General features: G+C 53.8%; 30 protein-coding genes. 1 reads left to right on the top strand and 29 read right to left on the bottom strand.

The window, feature by feature from the left end; translation table 11 throughout:
* Position 1 precedes the first annotated feature (1 nt).
* From J2Z49_RS01760 to J2Z49_RS01650, 23 genes are all read right to left on the bottom strand, one after another.
* Positions 2-2917, bottom strand: a complete 2916-nt coding sequence (locus tag J2Z49_RS01760; protein WP_307399290.1) for a nitric oxide reductase activation protein NorD — start codon at positions 2915-2917, stop codon at positions 2-4.
* A gap of 17 nt (positions 2918-2934) precedes the next feature.
* Positions 2935-3759: a CbbQ/NirQ/NorQ/GpvN family protein gene (locus tag J2Z49_RS01755; RefSeq protein WP_307399288.1), complete on the bottom strand. Its 825-nt coding sequence runs from the start codon at positions 3757-3759 to the stop codon at positions 2935-2937.
* Between the two features lie 27 nt (positions 3760-3786).
* On the bottom strand, positions 3787-4677 hold the full coding sequence (locus tag J2Z49_RS01750) for a CobW family GTP-binding protein (RefSeq protein ID WP_307399286.1): 891 nt from the start codon (positions 4675-4677) through the stop codon (positions 3787-3789).
* 187 nt (positions 4678-4864) lie between these two features.
* Entirely contained in the window at positions 4865-5614 is a 750-nt protein-coding gene (locus tag J2Z49_RS01745; protein ID WP_307399285.1) for a 4Fe-4S double cluster binding domain-containing protein, read from the bottom strand.
* Between the two features lie 104 nt (positions 5615-5718).
* On the bottom strand, positions 5719-6771 hold the full coding sequence (locus J2Z49_RS01740; protein ID WP_307399283.1) for an MtaA/CmuA family methyltransferase: 1053 nt from the start codon (positions 6769-6771) through the stop codon (positions 5719-5721).
* 12 nt (positions 6772-6783) lie between these two features.
* On the bottom strand, positions 6784-7179 hold the full coding sequence (locus tag J2Z49_RS01735; RefSeq protein ID WP_307399281.1) for a pyridoxamine 5'-phosphate oxidase family protein: 396 nt from the start codon (positions 7177-7179) through the stop codon (positions 6784-6786).
* A 46-nt stretch (positions 7180-7225) separates the two neighbouring features.
* Entirely contained in the window at positions 7226-8161 is a 936-nt protein-coding gene (locus J2Z49_RS01730) for a tetrahydromethanopterin S-methyltransferase subunit H family protein (protein ID WP_307399279.1), read from the bottom strand.
* Positions 8162-8175: 14 nt separating this feature from the next.
* Positions 8176-10125, bottom strand: coding sequence for an ASKHA domain-containing protein (locus tag J2Z49_RS01725; protein ID WP_307399278.1), 1950 nt, complete (start codon positions 10123-10125; stop codon positions 8176-8178).
* An 18-nt stretch (positions 10126-10143) separates the two neighbouring features.
* Positions 10144-10809 (bottom strand): corrinoid protein, encoded by a 666-nt coding sequence (locus tag J2Z49_RS01720; RefSeq protein WP_307399276.1) that lies wholly within the window; start codon positions 10807-10809, stop codon positions 10144-10146.
* A gap of 379 nt (positions 10810-11188) precedes the next feature.
* A complete protein-coding gene (locus tag J2Z49_RS01715) occupies positions 11189-12010 on the bottom strand; it encodes an ABC transporter substrate-binding protein (protein WP_307399274.1) in 822 nt (273 codons plus the stop codon).
* A 16-nt stretch (positions 12011-12026) separates the two neighbouring features.
* Positions 12027-13049 carry a CobW family GTP-binding protein gene (locus J2Z49_RS01710; RefSeq protein ID WP_307399273.1) on the bottom strand — a complete coding sequence of 341 codons (1023 nt, stop codon included), beginning with the start codon at positions 13047-13049 and terminating at the stop codon, positions 12027-12029.
* Positions 13050-13064: 15 nt separating this feature from the next.
* Positions 13065-13364 (bottom strand): hypothetical protein, encoded by a 300-nt coding sequence (locus J2Z49_RS01705; protein WP_307399271.1) that lies wholly within the window; start codon positions 13362-13364, stop codon positions 13065-13067.
* A 14-nt stretch (positions 13365-13378) separates the two neighbouring features.
* Complete coding sequence (locus J2Z49_RS01700) at positions 13379-14593, bottom strand: AAA family ATPase (RefSeq protein ID WP_307399270.1); 1215 nt, start codon at positions 14591-14593, stop codon at positions 13379-13381.
* An 83-nt stretch (positions 14594-14676) separates the two neighbouring features.
* The gene (locus J2Z49_RS01695; RefSeq protein ID WP_072869511.1) at positions 14677-14892 is read right to left on the bottom strand and encodes a thioredoxin domain-containing protein; all 216 of its coding nucleotides are present in this window, start codon (positions 14890-14892) and stop codon (positions 14677-14679) included.
* A gap of 79 nt (positions 14893-14971) precedes the next feature.
* Positions 14972-15856 carry a TIGR03905 family TSCPD domain-containing protein gene (locus J2Z49_RS01690; protein ID WP_307399267.1) on the bottom strand — a complete coding sequence of 295 codons (885 nt, stop codon included), beginning with the start codon at positions 15854-15856 and terminating at the stop codon, positions 14972-14974.
* A 3-nt stretch (positions 15857-15859) separates the two neighbouring features.
* Complete coding sequence (locus J2Z49_RS01685) at positions 15860-16153, bottom strand: HUIPC motif thioredoxin-like (seleno)protein (protein ID WP_131821489.1); 294 nt, start codon at positions 16151-16153, stop codon at positions 15860-15862.
* 45 nt (positions 16154-16198) lie between these two features.
* Positions 16199-16462: a hypothetical protein gene (locus J2Z49_RS01680; protein ID WP_072869506.1), complete on the bottom strand. Its 264-nt coding sequence runs from the start codon at positions 16460-16462 to the stop codon at positions 16199-16201.
* Positions 16450-16722: a thioredoxin family protein gene (locus tag J2Z49_RS01675; RefSeq protein ID WP_072869504.1), complete on the bottom strand. Its 273-nt coding sequence runs from the start codon at positions 16720-16722 to the stop codon at positions 16450-16452. The genes J2Z49_RS01680 and J2Z49_RS01675 overlap by 13 nt, the downstream gene beginning before the upstream one ends.
* Before the next feature lies 1 nt (position 16723).
* A complete protein-coding gene (locus J2Z49_RS01670) occupies positions 16724-16993 on the bottom strand; it encodes a thioredoxin family protein (RefSeq protein WP_165613237.1) in 270 nt (89 codons plus the stop codon).
* 59 nt (positions 16994-17052) lie between these two features.
* The gene (locus J2Z49_RS01665) at positions 17053-17892 is read right to left on the bottom strand and encodes an MIP/aquaporin family protein (RefSeq protein ID WP_307399264.1); all 840 of its coding nucleotides are present in this window, start codon (positions 17890-17892) and stop codon (positions 17053-17055) included.
* Positions 17889-18218, bottom strand: coding sequence for a hypothetical protein (locus J2Z49_RS01660; RefSeq protein WP_307399262.1), 330 nt, complete (start codon positions 18216-18218; stop codon positions 17889-17891). The genes J2Z49_RS01665 and J2Z49_RS01660 overlap by 4 nt, the downstream gene beginning before the upstream one ends.
* Positions 18215-18619: a hypothetical protein gene (locus tag J2Z49_RS01655; RefSeq protein WP_072869498.1), complete on the bottom strand. Its 405-nt coding sequence runs from the start codon at positions 18617-18619 to the stop codon at positions 18215-18217. Before J2Z49_RS01655 ends, J2Z49_RS01660 begins: the two co-directional genes overlap by 4 nt.
* A 114-nt stretch (positions 18620-18733) precedes the next feature.
* Positions 18734-19669 (bottom strand): uroporphyrinogen decarboxylase family protein, encoded by a 936-nt coding sequence (locus J2Z49_RS01650; protein WP_072869497.1) that lies wholly within the window; start codon positions 19667-19669, stop codon positions 18734-18736.
* Between the two features lie 184 nt (positions 19670-19853).
* On the opposite strand from J2Z49_RS01650, the gene J2Z49_RS01645 reads away from it, so the two are divergent.
* The gene (locus J2Z49_RS01645) at positions 19854-20018 is read left to right on the top strand and encodes a hypothetical protein (RefSeq protein WP_307399259.1); all 165 of its coding nucleotides are present in this window, start codon (positions 19854-19856) and stop codon (positions 20016-20018) included.
* 28 nt (positions 20019-20046) lie between these two features.
* Here J2Z49_RS01645 and J2Z49_RS01640 read toward each other — a convergent pair whose 3' ends face one another.
* The 6 genes from J2Z49_RS01640 to J2Z49_RS01615 form a co-directional block, all read right to left on the bottom strand.
* Positions 20047-20730, bottom strand: a complete 684-nt coding sequence (locus J2Z49_RS01640) for a corrinoid protein (RefSeq protein WP_307399257.1) — start codon at positions 20728-20730, stop codon at positions 20047-20049.
* 111 nt (positions 20731-20841) lie between these two features.
* A complete protein-coding gene (locus J2Z49_RS01635; protein WP_307399255.1) occupies positions 20842-21531 on the bottom strand; it encodes a cobalamin B12-binding domain-containing protein in 690 nt (229 codons plus the stop codon).
* Positions 21532-21646: 115 nt separating this feature from the next.
* On the bottom strand, positions 21647-22414 hold the full coding sequence (locus J2Z49_RS01630) for a helix-turn-helix domain-containing protein (protein ID WP_307399253.1): 768 nt from the start codon (positions 22412-22414) through the stop codon (positions 21647-21649).
* A 134-nt stretch (positions 22415-22548) separates the two neighbouring features.
* A complete protein-coding gene (locus J2Z49_RS01625) occupies positions 22549-23634 on the bottom strand; it encodes a CobW family GTP-binding protein (RefSeq protein WP_307399252.1) in 1086 nt (361 codons plus the stop codon).
* 394 nt (positions 23635-24028) lie between these two features.
* Positions 24029-24562, bottom strand: a complete 534-nt coding sequence (gene cobO / locus J2Z49_RS01620; protein ID WP_307399250.1) for a cob(I)yrinic acid a,c-diamide adenosyltransferase — start codon at positions 24560-24562, stop codon at positions 24029-24031.
* 196 nt (positions 24563-24758) lie between these two features.
* On the bottom strand, positions 24759-25544 hold the full coding sequence (locus J2Z49_RS01615; RefSeq protein WP_307399249.1) for a TatD family hydrolase: 786 nt from the start codon (positions 25542-25544) through the stop codon (positions 24759-24761).
* Between the last annotated feature and the right edge of the window lie 5 nt (positions 25545-25549).

Here is a 25549-nt window from a genome sequence, read left to right as displayed (position 1 = left end):
GTTAAACGGTCAACTTTTTATAAATTAATGGCAATTTTTCCGGCAACATGGTCACATCGTCAATTACCACATACCCGCCAGGTCCAAAAATTTCCTCCAGATATTCCTTTCCCTTACGATCCACCGTAATGCAAAAGGGCGTTATGCATTTCATTCGTGCTTCCCGAAGAGCCATGCGGCAGTCTTCCCGTGCATAAAGCGTATAGTCTGCACTTAACCAAGAGCGCAGATCGCTGTTGCCTTTAGCAGCGCAGTAATCCACATCGTAGGGTCGCCCATCGCTCAAGATCAGCAGCAGTTTTACCGCTGCCTCTACCGATTGCAGCTTGTTGGTGGCATGCCGGATGGCCGCCCCCAGGCGGGTGAGGCCATCACTGACCATACCCCCGAACTTTTGCTGGACCTGCTGCCCGTATGGCTCGTTAAACTCTTTAACGATGTAAAAATTAACCTTCTGTCTCCCTTCCCCGTTAAACCCGTAGAGGGCGTAGCGGTCACCAATCACCTCCAGTGCTTCGGCCATGATAATAACCGCTTCTTTTTCAATATCCAGAATGGTCTTTCCGTTGTCCAAAACCTGGTTCGTGGAGCCGCTAAGGTCCAATAAAAAGGCCACTGTCACATCCCGCAAACGCTTATCCCGGCGGATCATGAAACCGGTAGCCGGCGCCCCCACGGCTCGCTCGGCCCAGGCCTCAACAATGGCGTCAATATCCTCCTGTTCCCCCTCCTCCTGGCGGCGGTAGCGCCGGAAGCGGTCGGGGCGCAACATGGCGAAATATCTTTTCAGAGTGCTGATCAAGCCGTAATAATCCCTTAACGTTTGTTCCACAAACCGCCGGGTGCTGGGCTGCAAAACAACTTCACCCACCCGGCACCAGTCAGGCTTGTATCCGGTCACAGTAACGTCCCACTCATCGTAGTAGTAAACGTTGCGGTAGGCTGTGTATTCTTCCTGGAAAAAGCCCTGCAAAAGGCTTTTTAAGGCACCGTAAAATTTGCCCGTCCGGTAGGCAGTGGCCGTACCCGGCGGACCCGGCCTAACCCGAAGGCGGCTTTCAACCCTCTGCCGGCTCTTTACCGGCGAGGATTCAGCTTCCACCTCGGCATTGACGGCAACAAGGTCCGGCCGTAACCGGCCCCGGTAGAGGGCCTGGGGGTAACGGGCTTCCCCTCCGGCAGCAGGCTTATCTGCTAGAAAACGGTACCAGGCGGCGGCCACTTCCAGGCTGTCCTTCACGGTAGCCGACCGGTTGGCAAATATTTTTTGCTGGAGAAGAAGACCCGGCTCGATGGCCATATCTTCCGGGGCCGGCTGCCCCAAAGACAACCTGGCCAGGGAAGCCAGCCCGGCCTCCCGGGTACCGGAGGGAAAGGGCACCGGCGCCAGCCTGCCAAACTCATGGTATTCCCGGACCAGTCCCGGATATCTCACCCGGGTAAGATGATCAACCCGGGCGTCTTCCACCAGTTCAAAAACGGTACGCATCAGGGCATAGTCCGGGAAAAGGTCCAGCCACTCTTCCAGACAGGATACTTCTCCCCGTTGCGCCTCCGGTAAACCAGTGCGACGGGCCGCCTCCGCCAGTTCGGCTGCGGTTAACCGGTAAGTGCCTTCCGCCAGATGAGCCATTTCGTGCACCAGCATTAATCTTAACAGGGCCTGATTCTTTTCCCGGGCCGGAAAAACATTCACGTTTTCCGGCAGGTAAACCCGCCGGCCATCGGTGGTGGCAAACAGGCGATCTCCTCCGGTTATTTCTACGGGGAGAATGTTACTGGGTTTTATAACTACCGGCCGCTCAAAGAGGGCTGCCCCGTACGTAACCAGGCTGCGCTCCTCCTCCGCCAATGTGATCCCCTGGCGTAGACCGGCCAGCAGGGCCATGCTTTCACGAGTGGCCAAAGCCATCATTTCGGCCAGCTTTTCCGCGTTTTCCCCACACTCCCGGACCGCCCGTTCAACCCAGGCCCGTACCTCCGGCCAGGTGGCCTGCTGCAAGGCCCGGTGGGTCATTTCAAAAAAGGACCGGGCCACTTTTTGATCACGGGTTAAAAGTTCTCGCCCGCACTCTGCCCATTCCTTAAGAGCTACCCCCATACCTGAACCCAGCACCCCCGGGCTGCTGTTCAGAAAGGCGATTGCCGTTTCGACATCCTGTTCGGCCAGGAATCTGGCCCAGTCGGCCCACTCTGCCAGGAAGGATGTGGAAAATTGTTCGCCCAGGGCACCAGCCAGCACCGGAGTGCTGGTGAAATAAGCCTGCGCCATAACCGGAGTAATCCGGGCCAATTCCTGGCCCCAGGTAACCCAGGGAACAAAAAGGTCGCTGAAAGAAGCCTTTTGCCAAAGGCTATGGGCTGCGAAATAAGCCCGCCCCATTTCCACATCCTGTCCCGCCAGGGCTAGACCCGCCTGCACCCATCTCTTCACGGCGCCTTTATCAGACCACTGGGCCAGCATGGGTAAACTGGCATAAAACACCGTTGCTGCCGGCCAGTTAATCCGGGCTAAAATCGCGCAGTCCTCCAGTAAGGACTGCTGTATGTCAGGGGGTATCTGTGCTAAAATCCGGCGTCCGGAGCGGATCAACCCCACCGCCTCGGCGGGAGCATACCGGGCCACCAGGGCGCTGCAACGGGCCCATGGAACCAACGCAACTGGAGTAACAATACCGAGGGTGCCAGGGCTGCGGTGTAACCATTCCCAGATTACTTCCCAGGATGCTGCCATGAGCTCCCCCGTCCCTGCCAGCCAGTGCTGGTAAAATTCTTCATCCCCGGCCGTCTCCAGAATAGCCACGGCTTGCTGCCAGGCCTCACGCAGGACGGGGTTCATTTTACCGTCCAGGACATCCTCCAGGGTGCTTTTATCTACAGCCCAAACATGTTTTGCCCGATCCTTTATTTCGGACATTACCTCAATCCTCCGGTCTAGCCCTCCGCCAGCAGGGTGGCGGCAATCTCCTCCAGACTCTTTTGAATTACCTGATCGTCGGTAATAGGTTTAATCATGGCTGTTTTTATCGCTTCTAGCATCTCAATACCATGTTTAACCAGGGTGGCGGCATAAATCACCAGGCGGGTGCTTACTCCTTCTTCCAGACCCCGGTTTTTAAGTGTGCGCATCTTCCCCGCCACTTTAACCAGCTTGGCGGCCACATCGGAGTTTATTTCCGCCTCCCTGCGAACGATTTCTGTCTCGTAATCGGCCGGTGGAAAATCAAATTCCAGCGCCACAAACCTTTGCTTGGTGCTCTGTTTGAGGTCCTTTAAAATTGTCTGATAACCCGGATTATATGAAATTACAAGCATAAAGGTGTCCGGCGCCTTAATTACTTCCCCCTTTTTTTCCAGTGGAAGAAAGCGCCGGTCGTCAGTGAGGGGGTGAATGACCACGATGGTATCCTTGCGGGCTTCCACCACCTCGTCCAGGTAACAGATGGCACCGCGTTTTACAGCCGTGGTAAGCGGTCCGTCGACCCAAACTGTTTCTTCACCCTTTAAAAGATATCGCCCCACCAGGTCGGCAGTGGTTAAATCTTCGTGACATGCCACGGTAACCAGGGGACGGCGTAACCGGTAGGCCATATATTCCAGAAACCTGGTCTTCCCACATCCCGTGGGTCCCTTGAGCATCACCGGCAGCCGCCCCGCCGCCGCGGCTTCAAATAACTGTATTTCCTCTCCCACCGGGAGATAAAAGGGTTCCTTTTGAGTCCAAACGTCCCCGATTTTCCATTCTACAACGGCGCCCATGCCGGGTAATCTCTCCTTCCCCGGGTTTTATGTCCTGGCCCGGGCCAGGCTTTCCTCAACCGCCTTTTTATCAAAACCTTTGCCGATAAAAATAAACTTATTGCCACTCCCACCCTTTAGTTTCTTAAAATTGATCTGGCCGTGGACCAGGTCAAAGTTGTAGTAACCCTCCCCGGTTTGAAAAATTCCTTTAGCACGATAGATATGACCAAATTTTTCTTCTTTTGCGTCCCGCAGGACCTGTTCAATGCCATCCCGCCGGTAAATACCTTCCGGAGTAATGGCGAGGGAGTCAAATTCATGATCAAAGTGTAAATGTAGATAATCAATTCCTTCATGTTTTTCCAGTGCCGGGATTTCAGCCCGGCAGTTTACAGTATGTAGGATGATCGCCGACTGGTTATACTTACGAATCTCTTCCTCTACCCTCTGGAGCGTTTCCGGCGACACCAAATCCACCTTGTTGATCAGAATAATATCGGAATTGGCCAACTGGTCGGTATAGAAATCACCAAACAGGCCGGACTCAAGGTTGGGCAAAAAACCGTCGGCATCTACGATACCGATAATCGCTTCAATCTCCAAACCCAATTTTTCCTTTACGGGTTCCAGGGCCTCCAGGATACCCGAAGGTACCGCTAGGCCTGATGGTTCAATAATCAGACGCTCCGGGTTGACCCTGGTTTTTATTTCCTCTACCGCCTGCACCAAATCATTTCTCAGGGTGCAACAAATACAGCCACTGGGGAGCTCAACCATATCCACCGCTTCTCCCCGCTGGATCAGCTCAGCATCAATACCGATGTCGCCGAACTCATTTACCAGCACACTGGTGATACCTTCCCTCTTCTCCAGCATGTTGCAAATACAGGTGGTTTTCCCAGACCCCAAAAAGCCGCTTACAATTCGAATTTTCATCTCTAATCTGTTCCTTTCACAAAATTTCAATGATGTACTTAATATTTAAACAAATCATTATATTTAATTAATTCATTATCCGCTGGTGCCGCTAAAAGCGGCATGGATGTCTTATAAAAAACTAATTAATTCCGGGGCAAATACTAAAACTATTGTCCGCTTACCGCAGAAGAAAAATTAAGTGTTTTTACCTTAAAACCCACCGGAGAACCCGCACTTCTTTGAGGCTAGCCTGCCCCCTGGGGCAGGCCAGAATGCAGAGACCGCAAATATCCTCCCCCACCTGTTGCCGGTTTTTTTCCAACTGGCGGCGGCAGGCCTCCACATCAATATGGGGCACCAGCCCTTCATCCCGCACCCACTCCCGGTCGGCAATGGCTCCCGCAGGGCAGGCTTCCACACAGCGGCGGCATTTGCCGCAGCGGCCGGAAACATAAGGAGTGGCAGAAACCTCCAGTGGGGCATTGGTCAGCACCGTAGCCCAGCTCAAGCGGGGGCCGTAGGTTTCGTTCACCAGAAGACCGTTCTTGCCGATCCAGCCCAGGCCGGCGCAGGTGGCCGCCGTCTTGTGGGGAAAGAGGGGGTACAGGCGAGCCACAAACCTGGTATCATGCCGGTGGGAATCGGGGGGTATGGCCAGGCATTTAAATCCGTGGCTCTTCAGCAAGGACACCAGGCGCTTCTGCAATTGTTCCAGTTTTAAATCGATTTGCTGGTAGCGGTTAGAATAAATTGGTCCCCGGGTGGTATGGATGAGGTTTCGCCCGGGGGAGGGATGCCGGATGGCCAGGGAAATGGCTACCGGCAGGTGCCGTAATTCCCCGGCCAGGCCCTCGCTGACATCGCCAAAACCCACCAGGGTGGCCCCCAGTTCCAGCAGGTATCTTTTTATTTCAAATGCCGTCAGGGATTGTTTCAGTGCCCTTTCCATGGCCATCCTGAAAGCCTCCATTCTAAACAGCCAAACTACGGCTTACAATCTCCTGCACAGGCAGGGCAAGGGGCTGCGATTTTCACCAGCCCCGCTTTAAGGGTGTTTGTTTACCTGTTCTTGCGAGCCCACTTTTCCGCACCGTATTTCTTAACCGTATCCACCATAGCTCGCAGGTTCTCCAGGGGAGCGGTCGGCCAGATGTCGCAGGAAGGCCAGACGGCGTCCACGCCGCCTTCGATACTGGCCAGGACCGCTTTCTCCACGTCTTCCGGCGTCCCGTTGCAGAGGACGTTATATCCGTCCACGTGGCCGAAGAGCAGCGGTTCAGGACCAATGGTTGCCCGGCTCTTGGCCAGGTCGTTTTTCGTCTCCACGCTGATGGCGTCGGCACCGCACTCGTTCATGAGGCCGATAATCAGGTTGGTATCCCCGCAGATGTGCAGGATTTTCGGCGACGGAATGTTTTTAAAGATCTTTTCCAGATGCGGTTTGATGACCTGGCGGAAGCTCCGCGGGCTGAGCACGTCGGTGGGGGCACCCATTTCCCGGATGGTGATGTAGTCCGCCCCGGCCTCCCGGTATCTGGCGGCCATGGTGATGATCAGGTCGGCCAGCCTGTCCAGTAAAATGTTCACTTCATTGGGTTTTTTAAAGACCAGCTTGAACAGGTCGTTCAAGTCCATTAACTGGCCGGCCAGGGTAAAGGGACCTAAAAACCAGGAACCGATGGCCACTTCGTCGCCGATGTCTTTTTTGAGCAGGGAAATGGCCTCCATCACCAGGGGGAAACGACCCCGCTCGGCTATATTGTCCGGAATAGTTACCTTGGTCATTTCGTCGGGGGAGTGGATCAGTTTCTCCTTGATGGTCGGATACAAAAGGTGCGCCACGTCCTCATAGGCGTTCATGACGCAGCCCATGGCCTCCGCTTCCACGCACATATCATAGGGAACTACGGCACATTCATAACCAAACAGCTTATAGGAAGTGGCCGCCGAATTGGCCATTTTTACCGGGTCCGTGTGCACTTCGGCAAACTTGTAGCCCAGTTGCTCCAGGCCCGCCGTGGTCACGTTGCCCATACCACTGTAGCAGGCCATGCGGTCCACTTCTTTTCCTTCAAAAAGACCCAGAACCCTATCCCGCGGTTTCATGGACATGAGGTAACCTCCTTAACTGATTTTTACACCTGGGTTGCGCACTGACAAATCGTAAATTTCTTCCACGATAATTTTGACCGCTGCCTTCGGCTTGGGCAGGCCCATTTGAGCAAACTTTTCGGCGAAACGGTCATAAAGCGGCCCTTCGGAGAGCAGCTCAGCCCGGCCCATGAACCGGTAACCTTTCAGCGCCTGGCGGTCGGTAACCACCACAGCCACCTTAGGGTTTTCCAGCAGGTTGCGGTAGGTCTGTTTGCCTACCAGTTCCCCGTAGGCCAGCGTTTGCTCATCAAGCACCAGCATGGAGCCCTTGGGGGCAGCGGAAGGCTGCCCCGTCTTATCGGCGGTAACAATAAAACACTGCTCCTTTTCAACCATATTCCTCATTTCTTCAGTAATTTTAGGCATAACCGGTTTCCTCCTTTTTTGACATCCGGCACCCGGTACAACCTGATCACTGCAGTTGCTTCACAAAGTCTGCAAAGAATTTGTACAGGGGGTGATCCTGGTTCGGCGGCAGTTTACCAGTTTCGTCGTAAACCAGCGTTGACAGCATCAGACTGGCGGTGGTGACGGCAGGGATAATTTTCGGAATGTTGACAATTGGGCCGCTGAACAGCAGGTCGCTCCAGAGCAGGGCGGCAATGGCCTGCCCGGCGGCATTCATAGCGTTGAAACCTTCACTGCCCCACATTTCCCGGGCCGCCTTCCACATGTAGGTGCCGTTGGAGGAAGCCACCCCGGCGGGCCAGCCGAATTCTTCCTTGACCAGCCGGCAGGCAATACAGGAGAAAGAGGTGGAGGGCAGGTTCATTACGGCAGTATCCACCAGGATGGTTTCAAAGGTGCCCTCGCCAATTATGTCCAGCATCTTCTTGAGCCCGGTTACCCGCCCTTTGGGGGTCTGATCTTCCTGGTTGAAGGCCTGGACCACCACGTGTTTGATGCCCAGTTCCTTCAGGCGGGCCACCTGGCCGGGGATGTCCTTGTCCCAGGGGGTGATGCTGTTGTACAGCACCCGGTCCTGGATGCCCAGCCGGGCAATGTATTCGGCCACTTCCAGCCGGGTTTTTTCCACCCACACGTCGATCCCGAAGGGCTGGTCGCTGATGCTCAGGAAAAAGTCAATGTAGGTCTTCATCTCATCCACTGAAGTGGCCACCATGGCCACCAGGGCCGGTATGCCCGTTTGGGCCGAAAGTTCTTCCTGCCGTTTAACATATTCTTTTGCCTTTTCCCGGTCGAACTTCCTTTCTTTGCGGGACTCCAGAATTCGATCACCGTTATGAAACATGGAGGAAATCAGCAGGGGCGGGTTTTCCCCGGGCTGTCCGCCGATGTTCCACCGGCCGATGCGGCACACCCGCTGGGGACGGCTCAGTTTAAACACGATACAATCCTCCTTTAGCGTTTGGGAATGGCATCCAGAATGTGCTGGATGTGGGGGAACTTATCCGTTGAGTGCGGTAACGCCATGGCGGCGGCAAAACGGGTCTGGAAGTCCGGTTCAATGGCCGTCTCCACAAATTCCACCCGCCGGGCAATCCAGGCCGCCTCTTCCCGTTTGCCGACGTCCAGCAGGGCCAGCTTGGCACCATCCCCGGCGGCGTTACCCACAGCCTGCACGTTTTCCAGATCGCAGTCCGGGAACATGCCGATGACCATGGCGCTTTCCCGGTCAATGTAACTGCCAAAGGCACCGGCCAGGGTTACGCTGTCCACCTTATCCACGCCCAGCTTCTCCATCAGATATTTGGCCCCAACGTATAGGGCCGCCTTGGCCAGTTGCACCGCCCTAACGTCGGCCTGGGTGAAGGTGATATCCTTGCCGATGGCCGTTTCCTCGGCCCAGGCCACCACAAACTCCGGTTTACCGTCGGCACCGCGGCGAACCCGGGGGTGATTGATCTTCATGTTAAACCGGCCGGAGCGATCGATGACGCCGGAACGGAAAAGCTGCGCCACCATATCGATAATCCCGGAACCACAAATACCTTTGGCCTCCGTTTTTTGAATTTCCGGGTACCACTTCTCCTGTCCGATAACCTTGTAGGAAACCTCCAGGGTTTCGGGATTGATGCGTATCTTTTCAATGGCTCCCGGTGCGGCACGCATGCCGAACTTGATCTGGGCCCCTTCCAGGGCCGGGCCGGTGGCGCAGGAAGTGCAGAGCAGGCGCTTTTCGTTGCCCAGATCGATTTCACCGTTGGTACCGATGTCAATGATGAGGCGGATTTTCTCCGGTTCCCGGTAAGGTTCTTCGGCAATGAGCACGGCCACGTTGTCCGGGCCGACAAAGCCAGATTCCACGGGAAGGGTATGGATAATGGCGGCACGGCAGATGTTAACGCCCAGATCGCGGGCCTTGATGTTCCTTGATTGCTTGGTCCCCGGGGCAAAAGGAGAACGACCGAGGAATTTGGGATCAATACAGAGGGCGATATGCTGCATGGCGGTGTTGAAGACCAGGGTCATATCTACGATATCGGTGGGCAAAAGGCCGACCTTTTCGGTCATGCGCTGGGCCAGGGTGTTCAGCCCTTCGATAATGGCCTGGTGCATTTTCTCCAGACCATCTTCATTCATCATGGAGTAGGTAATCCGGGAGAGCACATCTTCGCCGTAGCGCACCTGGGGGTTCATCATGGAGTCAACCACCAGCACCTGCCCTGTACGTAAATCGCAGAGGTAGGCGGCCACCGTGGTGGTACCGATATCTACGGCCAGGCCGACCAGGGTATCCTTCATTCCGGGCTCCACCCGGATAATTTCCCGGTTGTTCCAAACGGTCGCCGTCACCTTCCACCGGCCTTCCCGGACCACATTGGGCAGGTCCCGCAACACAAAGTAGTCGATTTCCAGGTCCGCCGGCAGGCCGTGGTGCTCGTGAAGGGCTTCCCGCAGGCGCTCGAAATCACCCCGGTGGTCCTCCAGGGTGGCTTCCGGCATTTCCACATAATATTTGCGCACGGCGGGGTTCAGGTTGAATTTCCGTTCCTTGCCGGTTTCCAGCACCACCTGCTTGGCTCCCCGGCTTTCTTCAGGCACGAAGACCAGCACATCGCCCAGCACTTCGCAGCAGCAGGCCAGGCGGTAATTGTCCGCCAGTTCCGCTTCGTTAAGGCAATCCCTTTCTTCCTCCTGGAGTGGAGAAAGATGCTCCATGCTGGACTCGATGCCGAATTTTTCAAAAAAACCTTCTTCTATTTTAACCTTGCATTTCCCACAGACCTTGGCACCGCCACAGAGGTTTTCAATGTCCACACCCAGTTCCCTGGCCGCTTCCAGCAGGGTGATACCCCGCTCCACCATTCCCCGGCGCCCGGAAGGCTGAAAGATTACCTGGTGCTGCACTTTTGCTTCATCCTCCCCTTACAACTCTCTTAAAGAAGCGATCATGTTTATGGCTTCCTTCAGGGCGTTGCTGGCATCTTTGGCATAACCATCCGCGCCAAAACGGTCGGCAATCTCATCGGTTACCGGAGCACCGCCAATCATAATTTTGGCCTTGGGGTTCTTCTCCTTAATAGCTTTAATAATATCTTTCATGCCCACCATGGTGGTGGTCATCATGGCCGAGAGGGCCACAATCTCCGAATCGGTTCTCAGTTGTTCCTCCACGAACTTCTCTAAGGGCACGTCTTTGCCCAGGTCGTGCACCTCAAAACCGGAAGCTTCAAACATGATCTTCACCAGGTTTTTGCCGATATCGTGCACGTCTCCCTGCACTACTCCCATGACCACCTGGCCTTTTACCCCGCCGCCTTCTTTCGTTGATTTCATATGCGGACGGAGTATTTCCAGCCCGGCGTACAAAGCATCGGCGCACATAAGGAGCTCGGGGACAAAGTACTCCTGTTTTTCATACAAGTCACCTGCTTCCTTCATACCGGCCACCAATCCATCAAAAACCGCCTTATTTGCGTCCATCCCCTCATCCAGTGCCTCCTGGGCCGCCTGGCGCACCATTTCCTCATCATAATTGAGTACACCCTCGGCCAGTCTCCCCAGAATGTCCTTTTCCCTTTCAGGTGTCATTTCCCATTCTCCTTTCTTTTAACAATTGTTTTCTTAACCGAACGGTTAAAATTACAGTTCGGTCATCCTGCAACGTCAGCAGCAAGCCACTGTTAAAGTCTCTAAAAAGTTAGTAATCACCTGCGCAAGCCCAAAAACCACGGCCGGAAATTTGCCCCTCCTTTTCGGTTGCTCTACCCCCCTTTTTTTTTCTATAAGTTAAATTAAAATTACACCTGCATGATTATAGGGTTGATAATTATTGCTCTTCTACTAAACTTTTAGCCACAACAAAACTTTCTTTCCTTTCAAAACCTCTTTTAAAGAGTGTAAAACGGTTGCCGCACCAGCGCAAGATTCTTTTCTTCAACGGTCAAAACAGCCCCCTGAATGGTTTATTTTAGCCGGTTAGCGGACGAGAAATTTTCTGCAACAGTTGGGCCACCCTCTCCATCCCGTCGATTAGGCGTGGTCCGGGCCGGCACAACCAGTGGCAGGGAACGGCATGGACGCATTTCTTCTCTACCGCGTCAACCCCCGTCAACAGGGGGTGGTTCAGCATGTCTGCCACATCCCGTACGCAGGGGCGTTCCGGCAGGTCGCAGCCCGGGCACCTCTTTTTTGGCGGTTCACCGGAAACCCGACCGCAGGCCAAAATTACTTCCGGGTTAAAGCGACGTATCTCGCTACGGGAAAGCAAAACGGCGGGTTCGTAGGCGGCGGGCAAAAGATCAGCTCCGGCCACTCTCAGGGCGTCATACTGGCAGGAAGCCGGTCCGGGCGTAACCAGGGTCTTCTCACCCATGACAAAAAGAACCCTGATACGGGAACGGCGTGCCACCTTTTCGCGGAGCCCGGCTACTCTGGCCCTGAACGTGGCCACCGCCGAACGGCCCGCTTCACCGGCCAGTGTAATACGCACTATCTCTTCCATTCCCTCCAGCAGTTCCGCAACCCGGCGGGGTGCAAAGTCAAAAACCGTTATTCCCGCCCGGCGCAGCTCTTCCACGCAACCCCGGTGTATAGCTCCCCCGGCCAGGACTAGGTCGGGCCGCAACGAGATAATCCTGCCTACGTCCGGACGGTTAAAAAGACCAACCTGTTCTTTACCCGTTGCCTGTGGTGGGTAATCACAGTGGGCGGTAACCCCCACCACCTTCTCGCCAAGCCCCAAGGCGAAAAGGGTTTCCGTATGACCGGGTACCAGCGAGACAATACGCATAATTACCTCCTGCAAACTACCGCTTTTGAAAAAATTCCTGGCGGTTGATTTCCCCCGTTTTCACAAAGTTAAAATCGCCCATGAGCTTTTCCACTGCCGGCATGATTTGCGGCGGGGCAATAAAGACCAGCACATTGATCTGATTCTCCTTCACCGGCACATCTTGCATTTCAATGGTGCACTGGCCCATCACATAGTTGTACAGGTGAAGCCGGCCCTCTATTTGCACAAAGCCCTTTACCCGGAGCACTTCCCGGGGTAACCGGGCCGTCATTTCCCGGAGATCGGATAGCGCGCCTCCCTTCCAGAAAAAGGATGCAGACATTAGCAGGTCGGGGGGCGTAAGGGATTCATGAATATCGGACAACAGCTCTTCCACGTACCGTTCCAGTTCCTCTTCGCTCATTGGACGCCCCGGTTCATACCTCACGCCTTCAAGCGGCTGCTCCAAAGATAAAAGCTCGGCCACGTTTATATCGGCATATGTTGCCTCGTAAAAGTGGGGATCGGGGTGGTACTTTTTTACGAGATTTTTTATTTCTTCAACCTGCTCCCGGGAAGCCAGGTCGATCTTGTTGATAATAAATCTGGTGGAGGAGGATATTTGCTTTTCCACCGAAGCATAGACCTGGAAGGCATCCAGGAAGTTGGCCGCATCGATAATGCAAAACTGCTCTTTAAACTGAAAACGACCCTTAAATATGGGCAAGTTCAGGTCCTTTTTGAGGTCAACGGGATTGGCCACACCGGTAGATTCAATCAACAAAATGTCCGGCTTGATTTTTTGGGCAATCTCGTAAAGGCCCTTGATAAAATCCGTTTTCACGCAGGCGCAAAAGATGGACCCCTTGCTGATTTCCAGGATATCCAGGTCTTCACCGGCCACCAGCGTGCCGTCAACGCCAATTTCACCAAACTCATTCATTAATACCATCAATTTCCGGTTCCTGGGAAACTGGCGGATGAGACGATTCAAAAAAGTGGTTTTTCCGCTGCCCAAAAACCCGGTAATGAGATAAACGTCTGTGAAGTCAGCCATGGTTTCCCCCCCTGGCTACCATTCATACAATGGTATTGCTTTTTTAGCCTCGCCCTGCAAGTGCATAATGTTATGGCAAAATTTACACACGGCCAGGACGTCTTTAGGCTGCAATTCACTCCATATCCTGCGGTAGAGATCCATATTTGTCCGACCCAGATCTTCTTCGTTCAGTTCCTCCGGCGGTTCCAGCGGCCTGATGCGGTCGTTCTTGCCGCAGTAGGGGCAGACAATCCCAAACAAAACCATGTCCGTCCTGGGAAGCCCCAACTTAAGGACCAAATTCCTGAATTGTTCGATGGTTTCCAGTTCCATGTAACTCGCCCCTCTTAACAACAACATTGGTAAGCCCTTAGGATACGTTCGTCCATGTCAAAGTAGAACTTCGCGTAGGAGGTGCCGTCCCTGCGGGCGCGAATCCCGTGCAGGGTATCGGCCAGCTCAATGGTGCTTCGCAAGTGGGTGATCATGATCAGCTGCCTGTTCCGGGCCAGCTTCTTGAATAACTGCTGCATATGGTGGTGATATATCCAATCCAGGGCGGGCTCCACTTCGTCCAACAGGTAAAAGGGGCTCTGCAATTCCTCAAAAAGGGCCAGATTGGCGGCCAGCGAACAGATGGTTTTCTCACCGCCGGAAAGAAGGAGCGGGTTCTTTCTTCCTTTTCCAGGAAAAACGACTTCAACGGCCAGGCCGGGTTCACCACTGGTATCAACCAGGAACAGCTCGCCCCCTCCCTCCGGGACAAGTATGCTCAAGAAATTCTTGAAATGGGCGTTAATCCTGCCGATTAGATCTCCATCCACCTTTTCATTGAACAGTGCTTTTACATATCTAAACCGATCCGCGGGTCCCAGCTGCAGAAAGCTTTCCACCTGACCCTGCCGGATCACTGTTTTTGTAACATTTTCCAGTCCCAGTTCGGTTAATTTCTGGTAATAACCTGCGGCCGTCAGCTCAACCCCGTCACAGAAGAATTCTTCCGTTCCCTGGCGGCGGGCCTGCCGGGTCAGCTTAACCTGCGGGGCTTTTTTATCCTCACCTAGCTTAATGGTCAGGGCCACCCTGGCCGTTTCCGCCGGAGGGTATTCCTGCGACCCGCTGAAAAACAGGTCCCCATATTGCTGGCAGCGCAACCGCTGCAGATCGCTCTCGCCCACGGCCCAGGCAATGGCATCCAGTACATTTGTTTTGCCCACGCCATTATTACCGATGATTACTCCAATGCCGGACTTAAAATTAACCACCGTTTCCGTGGCGTAGGATTTAAAACCGGTTAAGGTAACTTCCTGCAAATACACCGGGCTCCCCCCTGCATCTCCCCATTGAAAATTATCTTTGCATTTTAAAATGGCGGCAATCAACTCATCCTGGGGAGGTATGGTGGACTCATAAACCACTTCGTTGTTCAGGGCAATGGCAGGTATGACCCTGGCCCCCAGTTCCAGTTTGCGGTTGATTCCTTCCAGGGTCTTCACATTCCAGATAAACACTTCAATGCCGTCCTGTATTTCCTGCGGTAAGGCCCTTACCGCTTCGGCCATATACGGCCCGGACGCTCACTGGTCGGTGAGCAATACCTCCACAAAAACCTTTGACATAATTTTCCTACACCCCCGCGCCAGAACTAACCGGCATATCTTGCTTTAATGGCCGCGATCAAATCCTCCTGCGGCGGAATAACGGCTTCAAAGACCAGTTCGTTGTCCAGGGCAATGCTGGGCAGGGATTTCGCCTTTAACTCCAGGAAACGTTTTATTCCTTCCCGCGTCCTCATGTCCCACTCGTGGACCTCGATTATGTCCTTAATTTCCTGCGGTAAAGCCTTTACCGCTTCCGCCATGTAGACGCAGGCCGCTCATTGCCGGAAATCGGTCAGCAATACATCCACCAGCACCCGGCGCACGTCCCTTCCCTCCCCGCTATGCCTTCACCGTTTCAAAGGAAACTTGTAATTCTTCCCCCGCCCACTCCAGCAAGGCGTATTTAAACTGGCCGTCCTCTTTTAGAGGACCCACGTTAATGAAGTCCACTTTACCCAGGCGTACATGTTTCCACTCATTGGTAGAAGCAAAGAGAACCAAATCGACGGAAAACTGTTCGGTCATGGCTTCCAGGGCGGAAAAGACGCTCTCATTGCGCAAGTAGTCGGATAGATTGCTCACCATGAGCAACTCCAGGGAATAGGGGGCATAATCCGAAAAGCCGCTTAATTCCTGGATAAAACCGCTGTAAAACCCCAGGACACGGCACCGCCCCAGTTGAAACCGCAGATAGAGGGGTGCCCGCCGGAGAAATTCTCGATTCTCCGGTTTGGTACAGGGGAGAGTACGGTCAAATGGGCCCTGTATAAAAACCAACTTCTCCCTTCGCACCAGTTCAACCACCCCGTCGTTGTCCCCTGCCGGACCGGTAAGGTTACCCAGGCAGAAAACGGCTTCAACAGGCTGGCGCAACGCTACCCGCAATGCCTCAACATTTCCGTTTACCTCGGCAATTACCGCTACCCTTTGATAGGACGCTGGAGCTTCATAAATAGTGATCGGCTCCTCTTCCCTGAGCTTCCCCTCCCGGGCCAACTGGATGGCCTGGAATAGCTGGTCGGGGCAGGATGTGTCATTCCGGCATTGAATTCCTTTCAGGAGGGGGAGCACTTCACTTAGCTCCCGGCCCTCCAGCAGGCGGCTGATGAGCTGGGCGTTGCCCCGGCAGCCCCCGCCCACAAACCTCACGCCGGTCAGGATATTTCCCGCCAGTTGAAAGTGGATTTCGGGCGGACAAATCCCCTTGGTCTTGTATATATACATGACCTATTCACCCGCCTGTAAGAGCCCCTGCAGGGTCTGTTTTAGCTCTTCCACCGGCGGTGTGGTGCTGAAATACAACCTTCCGTTAATGAAAATGGACGGGATGGGAGCCGGCCCGCCCAGCCCTTCCGACAGCTCCTTGTAACGACGGCCGCCCGTTTCCTGCCGGAGGTAGACCAGTTCCAGCTTCACCCTGTCCCCCATATCGCCTATGGCCTCTTCCACTGTTTCAAGCATGTAAACACAAGGGATACAGTGGTCGCCTTCATAGATGATTTCGATAAGGATGGGTCTCACCTTTCCCACTCCCGGACCTGCCTTTACAGCGCACGCGGCAGGTTTTTATATCATACCGCATTCCCGCAGGGCGGCCACAACCGTTTCCCTGTCGGGACATACGCCCATGATTCTGACCAGGTCGCCCACAATTATAGCTGGGGTGGCGGATATTTTCAGTTCCTCCAGGCGAGGGGTCGGCCCCCTGTGAATAGTAATGGCCACCTTTTCGCCAAATTCCCTCTGGATACCCTCCAGCAACCGGGACAGGGCAATGCCACCGGAACAGGGTGGGACGGACAAAAAGGCCTCAATGCTTACTTTAGACATAATCCACCCTCCCTCAATGCGTTCAAAAGGGTAAAACGGGTGGGAACAACCCCTTCGATTTTAATATAACCGTTGATCACCACCGCCGGAACGCAAAACATGTTGTATTCGTTAAACTTCTCCAGCCCCTCTTCACCCACATACTTTTTAAAATCTATTTCCCCTCCGTATTCGCCGGCCACTGCCTCACAAAGTTTGATCATCTCCAGGCACCCGGGACAGGGAGGATTACCGCTGAAGACCTCCATTTTAACGGGCACGTCAATCCCCCCTCTCTTTCTTGATCAGCTCCACCAGTTCCGGTTCCGTAAGCAACCTGCCGGCAGCCACCATCCTGCCGTTTATCACCACGGCGGGAGTGATCATGACCCCGTATTTTTGTCCTGTTTCCGAAAAGGCGTCCTGTTTTTCCACCGTCACCTCTCCCGGAGGAAACTGAGCCGCCGCCTGCCGGGCCTCCCTTTCGGCCTGCAGGCATTTCTGGCATGGAGGTGAGGTGCCAAAGACCAGTATGCTCACCCTGTTTCCCATTTTCATCTTCCTTTCCGGCGTTGCTTTCTTAATATCACCCGGATTACACCCGTACCATGCTACAGGGAAAAATGATCCTTGCAACTGCAAGCGCCGTGCTTACCGCGCATCAAGGGCTCCAGCAGCTTGTGGAACAACAGGGATGCCAAAGAACCGCCTACCAAAGGGGCAAGTATATATATGGTGAAAAAACCACCCCGGGGACCGGGAATGGCCACCTTCCCCCAACCGGCCAGAAAGGCAAACAACCTGGGGCCGAAATCCCGGGCCGGGTTGAATCCAGCCATGGTCAGGGGAGCAAAAATGCTGATCAGAACAGTTATGGTCAGTCCGATTAAAATGGGCGCTACGTCGCTGGAAGGCCGACCCACATTGCATCCTTCAGTCAGGGCGAAAATAATTAACACCAGCCAGAAGGTACCCAGAGCTTCCACCGCAAAAGCACCTGCTGGAGAAACAGAACAGAGCACGGGGGAAAACGGATTGGGATAATATTCGCCGAAAAGCATGGCGGTTAGCACGGATTCGGGAGCACCGCGCACAATATGCCGGGCAGCTTCCACAACGGCCATGGAAGGGGAAAAAATGGCATAAACGGCAGCACCGGCCAGAAAACCACCAGTTAACTGGGCCACCCAGTATACGGGCAGTTTTCTCACGTCCATACGACCGGCAATGACCATGGCCAGACTGACGGCCGGATTTAAATGGGCGCATGAAAGATGCCGGGTGGCATATATGGCCAGAGTCACACTAATCCCCCAGACCACGGCCACTTGAAAAAGTCCTGTATGGGCCGAAAAAAGCACTGTTACAGCCACCGTACTGCACCCGAAAAACACCAGCATAAAGGTGCCCAGCAATTCACCGGCGAAACTGTGCCCGTAATCCCCCGTCATTTTCCGTTCCCCCCGCGGCAAATGAAATCTTCGATGCTCTGCGCCAGTTCCTCCACCGACGGTATGCGATCAAATACCATCTCACCGTTAATAAAAATCGACGGGATGGGTGCGTGACAGTGTAGCTTTCTTACATCCTCCTCCCCGTACAGCGAAACGGAGAGCTCGTAAAACCTCCGGGCGCCTTCTTTTTGCCTGATATATACCTTTTCCCACTCAAGCAAGTTGGGGAAAAAGGGGACCACAGCCTCCACCACCTTTGCGGCATAGTAGCATGAAAGGTTGTGATCCCCCGCGTAGATTAGCTCCAGGCGCAACGACTTCATTCGACTGTAGAATCCCTTCTGGTATGAAGACCGGCGCCCGCTTTTTCCAGGTTCTCTTTAATCCGGTCGAAATCAAAGCCTTTATCACGTAAGGACAGTATCCGCTCGCGCATCTCGGGAGTTGGAGCCCTTTTGGCCAATTCGTCAATCAGTTCTTCATACTGGGGAATAACGCTCTCGAAAACCAGATCGCCTTCAATGCAAATTGTAGGCAGTACCCGGCCATTGAGCTCCAGGAACTTCTGAATGCCGGCCTGGTTTTTAATGGACCATTCCTTGTATTCAATCATCTCCTGCACATCGGGGGGCATGGCCGCAATGGACTCCATCATGTAGCCACAGGCGGCACACTGCACGCTGTCCAGGGTAAGCACGTCAATCTTGATTTTCTGCTCGGACATATTTTACCCCCCTTTTTACCAGGACTCGGGATACTTGGCATAGTACTTTTCAAACCATTCCCTGGCTTCCAGAATCTGCTCCATGTGTTCCAACGGAACATCATAGGGCATATCTCATCCAGGGGCGAATACATAACCGTGCGTACCACCGGCAGCCAGGCTGACAATGGCATCCTCCCGCGGTGAAACAATCCCCAAGGACATGGCCAGGGTAAGCTTCAGGTTGCCGCCAAAACCAACCCCGTATTTCCTGGCCAGGTCCCGCACAAATGTCAGGTTTAACTGCTCGTCTATAGCAAATCCGTGGGTACCAATCTGACAAACGGACTCCAGCACCTTTGTGGCGTCGCCGCAAATAAAGAAGCTGGATGTCTTTCCTCTTTCATGAATGACGGCGATGGCATCCTGGCAATAGGGGTGAACAAACTCCTTAAATGTTTCGTTCCGGATCTGTGAGGCTACCGGGTCTACGATGGCGATAATATCACAGTCCATGTCGCAATACATTTCCACCGACTTCTTGACAACTTGAGCACAGAACTTTAATACATGATGTGCCTTTTCCTTGTTCTTGACCACATCAGTAAAGATGCGCACACCAGCTAAGTGGCTTGCCAGGGTGAGCGGCCCGCAGGCAAGGCCCATTAAGGCACAATCCAGTTCGTCCAGCTGGGGCTTGGCAATCCTGGCGGCCTCGAAAAGCACCGGCCAGCGGCCGTCGTTGGGACCCGGAACCTTCAGGCCGGCCTCCTCCACGGTCTTGTCGGATAAGGGGTGAGACTGGACCGATGGGACGTTGTCCTTCCAGTACTTGATTTCTAATCCCATGGATTCGGACTCCACGGAAAGATCGAAAACCAGGGGAATCCCGTCAGCCTTATACTTCCTGGCCGTTTCAACCACACCCTTGGCAAGCAGCTGCGGGTCCTTTAGAAATTTGTCCGCTGGTTCGCCAATCACAAAGGCACAGTGGACGCCGGCATAAGGAACCCACGGTGCCCTCGGGGTTCTCTTCCCCCGGATGGCATCAATTAACATTTGCTTCGCCACATTTTACCCCCCCAAGCATAATTTCCATTAGGTCGTGCAAAGGTTTTTAGTTAATCACGAATTTTATAAATTGTCCACCTCCTTAATGTTTTAATGCTTGCCGCAGAAAGGCAGCGTCACCCCCTTCTTTTGGACGGCTAGTTAGCAAAAACGGGAGTTTAAGGATGTTTAAATAAAATGCTCTTTGGCTAAACAAAAGACAAAAGAAAATGTTTGCACCATTTTACCAGGTTCGGCGCTGGATGTAAATTTTCCTGCCATCAATTGCAATTATTGCCCGGCTAAAGGTCGATTTTCAACCCCCAACAGTTGGCAGGCATTTCTTTTTCTAACGTCCAGCCGTTTGTGAAGCGAAGATGCTTTTGCAGCCCCCAAGATCATCCTGCGGTACGGCCGGCGAGGTGATTTCTCACCGCCACCAGCAGGTCGATGGCCGCTTTTAAAGCCCGGGGGGCATTGGGAGCGTAACCGTGGGCTCCCCAGCGGGCAGCTACGTGTTCGGTTACCGGCGCCCCGCCCACCATAATCCGCACCTGCGGATTTTCCTCTTTCAGCCTGGCAATCAGCGGCTTCATTCTAAGCATGGTGGTGGTCATCATGGCCGAAAGACAAACCAGATCTGGTTTTAGCCTCCTGTATTCCCGGATAAAAGTTTCCAGGGGTACATCCCTCCCCAGATCATAAACCTCGAAGGAGGAAGCCTCAAACATCATCTTCACGATGTTCTTACCGATGTCATGGATATCCCCTTCCACCACCCCGATGAGCACCCTTCCCCTGACGCCCACGTCTTTTTTGACCACGTGCTCCCGGAGCAGCTCCAGGCCCCGGTAGAGGGCGTCGGCACATAAAAGCATTTCGGGGATGAAATATATCTCTTCTTCATAAAGACGGCCCACCTCTTCAATTCCCGGCACCAGCCCTTCAAAAATGGCCCGGGTGGCATCCATCCCCCTTTCTATGCATTCCTTAGCCGTCTCCACCACAGCTTCCTCATCAAAGTTGATTACCGCTTCCCGCAGGCGACTGAGAAGTTCCCTCTCCTTTTGCGAACCCAGCACGCGCCATCTACCCCCCTACTCAATATTTTCAATACCAGAGCTATAAGGAACAGGCGTAACCAGAATATTTCGAAATCATTGGTGATCCATAAGGCTAATTCTCCGGCGTCACTATGATTCATGACAGCTTTTCTTCACCGAAAGCATAATTTCCACTGCCTTTTTTAAAGCCTGGTGGGCGTCGGGGGCATAGCCGCTGGCCCCCCAGCGTTTGGCCATGCACTCGCTCAAGGGGGCACCCCCGACCATAATTTTTACCCGGGGGTTGCGTTCCCGCAGTTCCTTGATCACCTTTTTCATTTCGGCCAGGGTGGTGGTCATCATGGTGGAAAGACAAACAATGTCGGGGCGCACTTTACGGTGTTCGGACAGGAACCTGTGCAGGGGCACGTCCCGCCCCAGATCAATTACCTCAAAACCGGCCCCCTCCAGCATCATTTTTACCAGATTTTTGCCAATGTCATGGATATCTCCTTCCACCACCCCGATAATTACCGTACCTTTAATGCCCAAATCTTTTTTCTCGACATGTTCTTTGAAAACAGCCAGCCCCCGGTATAATACCTCGGCACAGAGGAGCAACTCGGGAATATAGTAAACCCCTTCCTCGTAGAGCCGGCTGACCTCCTCCATGCCGGGAACCAGTCCTTCGAAGATGGCCTTGCGGGCATCCAGACCTTCACGAAAGGCATCTTCAATAGCGGTAAGCAGTTCTTCTTCGTTATGTTCCACAACCGCTTTTTTCAGCCTGGTCAATAAATGCAGTTGCAGTTCTTGCCATTCCCGTTCCGGCTCCAGCACCCACCCCCACCTCCGAACCTTTTAATTCTTATCCTATAAGGAGAAACCTGGAACTGACAACAGCTAATCCATGAACTGTCCTATTTTGCCCTTGAAAGGTTCCCGACAAGCAACATCAGAGCAGGTGACGGTTTTGTTTAAAAAACTGGATGAAATTAAGAATATATTTTATTTCACTGGCGTCAAAATCCCGCACTGCCCGCAAAACTGCCTGAACGTTAGGATCTCCCAGGGTTTCTAAAATATCGGAATTCAATGTGGCCAGGAGGTCCTCCACGTCCTCCTGTTTCATCAGAAAGTAACTGACTGAGGTATTGAGTACCCTGGCAATCTTTTCAAGGGTATCCAGCAAGGGGGTGGTTTGCCCGTTTTCAATCTGGCTTAACAAACCCGGGGAAACTCCCGCTTTCTCGGCCAGGGCGGCCACTGTCAATCCCTGCTTTTGCCGCAACTTGCGCAAGCGGTAGCCCAGGCTATCGGGACGATCCGTCTGATCAAGAAAATAGCGAAGGGTTACATTCAGGGCTTCGGAAAGTTTCTTTAAATCCTCTAAATCCGGGGTAGCCTGCCCGTTTTCAAACTTTTCCAGCATGGACGCGGGCAGTTCGCTGATTTCGGCCAGGTCCTGGATGGAAAGGCCGCGGCTTTCCCGCATAAAGCGCAGTTTTTCCCCGGTGACCGTATCGTCGGTATCACCTACCAGGTAACTCACTGAAACATTGAGAGCTTCGCTGATCCTCTTTAACATGGGGATGGACGGCTTGCGAATATCCCTTTCCACCGCGCTGAGGTAAGAAGGTGATATTTTTAGCTGGTTGGCCAGTTCGGTCAGCGTAATGCCCCTTTCCTTGCGAAAGTCCCTGATTTTTTGCCCCAAACTCATACCGTCCACCCTTTCATCCCGTTAAAATCCATGGCTTCACACCGGTGACTTTGATCGAAATCATAGCACAGGCTGCCTGGAGATTCAAGCAGGCTTTCATAACTGGAGAAATAAAACCCCCCGCGGGGGATTCTTTACGAGCTCAATTCCTTTTTGTCATGGCCCGACCGGAAGGGGGAGCCCGCATAATCACCCGGTGCAGTGTAAGCCGGGGAACGCTGCCGGTTTAAGCCGGCCGGACGGGAAACCCTGCGCCGCCGGTCACCACAATCTTCATAGAAACCTTGCGGCTTTTTGTGAAGACAATCCAAAAGGGAGGCGGTAAGCTTACCGGCGGCCAGGGTAGAACCAATAACCAGCACCTTGCTCTCGTGAAAGCGGCCCGTTACAGGCTCAAGGGAAACGCCGGAAGGGAGAAAATCCAGGCGTACCCACCCTTCTTCGCAGCAAAAGATGCCCTTGGCCCGTACCACCTCGCCAATACTTGACCCGGACAGGTTTTCAAACAACCTGGCGAGCTGTGCTCTGGAAAAGGTGCCCTGAAACTTGCGTGAAAAGCTGTAATAACTGGGAATATCCACGGCACTCTGGGGCCTCCGGCAAACCTTTCTCTCCCTGGGAGAGGAAAACCCGGTTTGAGAAGTCACTTGCAAATCCGCCGGGCTTACCTGCCCATGGTGCGTAGAAACAAAGCGTGCCCGGGGATTAAGCTCCTTGATTTTTTTCGTCAACGATTGCACCTTTTTCTCCGGGACCAGGTCACACTTGTTCAGCACCAGCACATTGGCCCGGCAAATTTGGGATTCGGCAAAAAGCGGGGACCGGGTGTAGAGTTCGTCAAAGGAACAGGCGTCAATAACGTGAATGATGCTGAAGCGGTGGTCCATTAAATGCAGGCCCATTACCTTTGCCGCCGCCAGCAACCCCTGAACGGCCGCCACACCGGGGTATTCTATGATCAACCTGTCCGGCGAGAGGGAACCTGCCACATGTGGAATCTGCCTGGCCAGGTCGGCGCTTAAGGTGCAGTAAATGCATTCACAGCCCAATTCCAGCACATCAGGTGCATCCTGGGCCAAAAGGGCACCGTCAATACCTATCTCTCCAAACTCTCCTACTAAAACAGCCACCCGTTCACCGGGGGCCAGTTTCCTTACCAGATACTGGATGAGAGTGGTTTTCCCACTGCCAAGGTAGCCTGTTACAATATTCACGATCATGGTCAACACACCTTGTTTCTACGGTAACAAAAAAGTTTGCTTTTTATTTTACTTTAAAATCTTCCTACCTGTAAAGCAATTTTCCGCAAACCGTTATATTTTCACCAATGATTAAAAGCTTGTCCTGAATATGCAGCTCTTGCTAAAATAAGACAAGGAATGCCATAACCGGACGGGCCTCACCTGCCGGGGGAGTTTTTCTCCGAAGGGGGGTCGGCGCAAGTAGTTGAAAACCCTTGGAAACCGATGCGGCGGTTCCAAGGGTTTTACAAAAAAGCCCCGGCAGTATGAGGCACTCACGCCGTCCTGGTTGTGGCATTCCTACTTTACATCTAACTTAAGAAAGCCTTGCTGTCAAGTGTGGCAGGACCAAAGGCGTTGCTTAATTTAAAAACTAAAACTCGATCCCCCGCTGGGCTTTAATCCCCTTTTGATAATGATGCTTGATTTCTTTCATTTCCGTGACCAGGTCCGCCCGGTCAATAATTTCCGGGGGAGCGTCCCGGCCGGTAAGCACTATGTGCAGCCGGGGTGGCTTTTTGTCCAGCAGGGCGAGTATTTCATCGAGGCTAATGAGCCCGAACTTCAGGGCGTACAGGATTTCATCCAGGATAATCAGGTCGAAGTTCCCCGCCGCTACTTCCTTTTCTGCCTCATTAAGGGCAGCCCGGGCTGCCGCCCGGTGTTCCTCCAGGCCTTTACTGTTGCCCACCCGGGTAAATCCTTCCCCCAGCTGGCGGATTTCAAAGCCGGGTCCCAGCCGGGCGGGAGCATTCAATTCACCGTATTTCCACCCACCCTTAATAAACTGCAGCACCAGCACTTTCATCCCCTGGCCCCAGGCCCGCAGGCCCATACCCAGGGCGGCGGTGGTTTTGCCCTTGCCGTTGCCGGTGAAAACCAGGACCAGCCCCTTTGTTTCATTCATTTTTCCCCTCTCCCCTCAGGTAAAGTCCGCAACCGCAACGTATCTCCTCTTTACGTTTGATTTAATCAACGGCGTTATTTTCATACTTCCACGGGACCCGCTAAAGAGATATTCACCTGTCACCCCATCGGACCGGAGCTTCCCGGAGCTGCAAAGGCGGAATGTCACGGGCCGGTGGTTTTCAGGGGCCATCGACTTAAGCGCCGGCTCCGGGCAGTCCGAACAGGCGCCGGGCATTCGCCGTGGTCGCCCGGGCCAGCTCCTCCAGGGGCACGCCCTTTAAGGCGGCTATTTCTTCCGCCACATAGCGTACATAGGCCGGCTCGTTGCGATTTCCCCGCCGGGCCTGGGGGGTAAGGTAGGGGGCATCTGTTTCCACCAGCAGGCGCGAAAGATCCACCCGGGCGGCCACCTCCCTGGGCCGGCGGGCATTGGGATAGGTCACCGGCCCGGCAAAGGAGATGTAAAGGCCCATGGCCATACATTCCCTGGCCATTTCCCAGCTACCCGCAAAACAGTGCATTACTCCCCCGGCCGGCCCAACACCGTCCCTGCGCAGGATGTTTAAAATGTCCCCGTGGGCGTCCCGGTCGTGGATGATCACCGGCAGGCCCAGTTCCCGGGCCAGGGCCAACTGCTCCCGGAAAACCCTTTGCTGGACGTCCCGCGGGCTCAAGTCCCGGTAATAGTCCAGGCCGATTTCCCCGATGGCCACCACACCCCGCTGGCGGCACATTTCCCGCAACCGGGCCAGGTAATCCTCCGGGACCACCCCGGCATCGTGGGGATGGATGCCCACGGCGGCAAATATAAAGGGATATTTTGCAGCTAGACGTATGGACCGGGCGGAGGAAGGCAGATCGTAACCGGCATTGATTATCTGTACCACGCCGGCCTTTTGGGCCCGGTCCAGCATTTCTTCCCGGTCGGTCTCAAATTTGCGGTCGTCCAGGTGGGCGTGGCTGTCAATCAAGTGAATCATGCTAA

The sequence above is a fragment of the Desulfofundulus luciae genome, from assembly GCF_030813795.1.
In the GTDB taxonomy this organism is placed as follows: Bacteria; Bacillota; Desulfotomaculia; order Desulfotomaculales; family Desulfovirgulaceae; genus Desulfofundulus; species Desulfofundulus luciae.
Note: the sequence above shows the minus strand (reverse complement) of the source record. Positions and strands in the feature narration are given on the sequence as shown.

Excerpts from the sequence above, each read along its gene's own strand:
- J2Z49_RS01760 (WP_307399290.1), bottom strand. The coding sequence starts at position 2,917 with ATGTCCGAAATAAAGGATCGGGCAAAACATGTTTGGGCTGTAGATAAA.
- J2Z49_RS01755 (WP_307399288.1), bottom strand. The coding sequence starts at position 3,759 with ATGGGCGCCGTTGTAGAATGGAAAATCGGGGACGTTTGGACTCAAAAG.
- J2Z49_RS01750 (WP_307399286.1), bottom strand. The coding sequence starts at position 4,677 with ATGAAAATTCGAATTGTAAGCGGCTTTTTGGGGTCTGGGAAAACCACC.
- J2Z49_RS01745 (WP_307399285.1), bottom strand. The coding sequence starts at position 5,614 with ATGGCCATGGAAAGGGCACTGAAACAATCCCTGACGGCATTTGAAATA.
- J2Z49_RS01740 (WP_307399283.1), bottom strand. The coding sequence starts at position 6,771 with ATGTCCATGAAACCGCGGGATAGGGTTCTGGGTCTTTTTGAAGGAAAA.
- J2Z49_RS01735 (WP_307399281.1), bottom strand. The coding sequence starts at position 7,179 with ATGCCTAAAATTACTGAAGAAATGAGGAATATGGTTGAAAAGGAGCAG.
- J2Z49_RS01720 (WP_307399276.1), bottom strand. The coding sequence starts at position 10,809 with ATGACACCTGAAAGGGAAAAGGACATTCTGGGGAGACTGGCCGAGGGT.
- J2Z49_RS01715 (WP_307399274.1), bottom strand. The coding sequence starts at position 12,010 with ATGCGTATTGTCTCGCTGGTACCCGGTCATACGGAAACCCTTTTCGCC.
- J2Z49_RS01710 (WP_307399273.1), bottom strand. The coding sequence starts at position 13,049 with ATGGCTGACTTCACAGACGTTTATCTCATTACCGGGTTTTTGGGCAGC.
- J2Z49_RS01705 (WP_307399271.1), bottom strand. The coding sequence starts at position 13,364 with ATGGAACTGGAAACCATCGAACAATTCAGGAATTTGGTCCTTAAGTTG.
- J2Z49_RS01700 (WP_307399270.1), bottom strand. The coding sequence starts at position 14,593 with ATGGCCGAAGCGGTAAGGGCCTTACCGCAGGAAATACAGGACGGCATT.
- J2Z49_RS01695 (WP_072869511.1), bottom strand. The coding sequence starts at position 14,892 with ATGGCGGAAGCGGTAAAGGCTTTACCGCAGGAAATTAAGGACATAATC.
- J2Z49_RS01690 (WP_307399267.1), bottom strand. The coding sequence starts at position 15,856 with ATGTATATATACAAGACCAAGGGGATTTGTCCGCCCGAAATCCACTTT.
- J2Z49_RS01680 (WP_072869506.1), bottom strand. The coding sequence starts at position 16,462 with ATGTCTAAAGTAAGCATTGAGGCCTTTTTGTCCGTCCCACCCTGTTCC.
- J2Z49_RS01670 (WP_165613237.1), bottom strand. The coding sequence starts at position 16,993 with ATGGGAAACAGGGTGAGCATACTGGTCTTTGGCACCTCACCTCCATGC.
- J2Z49_RS01665 (WP_307399264.1), bottom strand. The coding sequence starts at position 17,892 with ATGACGGGGGATTACGGGCACAGTTTCGCCGGTGAATTGCTGGGCACC.
- J2Z49_RS01660 (WP_307399262.1), bottom strand. The coding sequence starts at position 18,218 with ATGAAGTCGTTGCGCCTGGAGCTAATCTACGCGGGGGATCACAACCTT.
- J2Z49_RS01655 (WP_072869498.1), bottom strand. The coding sequence starts at position 18,619 with ATGTCCGAGCAGAAAATCAAGATTGACGTGCTTACCCTGGACAGCGTG.
- J2Z49_RS01630 (WP_307399253.1), bottom strand. The coding sequence starts at position 22,414 with ATGAGTTTGGGGCAAAAAATCAGGGACTTTCGCAAGGAAAGGGGCATT.
- J2Z49_RS01625 (WP_307399252.1), bottom strand. The coding sequence starts at position 23,634 with ATGATCGTGAATATTGTAACAGGCTACCTTGGCAGTGGGAAAACCACT.
- cobO (WP_307399250.1), bottom strand. The coding sequence starts at position 24,562 with ATGAATGAAACAAAGGGGCTGGTCCTGGTTTTCACCGGCAACGGCAAG.
- J2Z49_RS01615 (WP_307399249.1), bottom strand. The coding sequence starts at position 25,544 with ATGATTCACTTGATTGACAGCCACGCCCACCTGGACGACCGCAAATTT.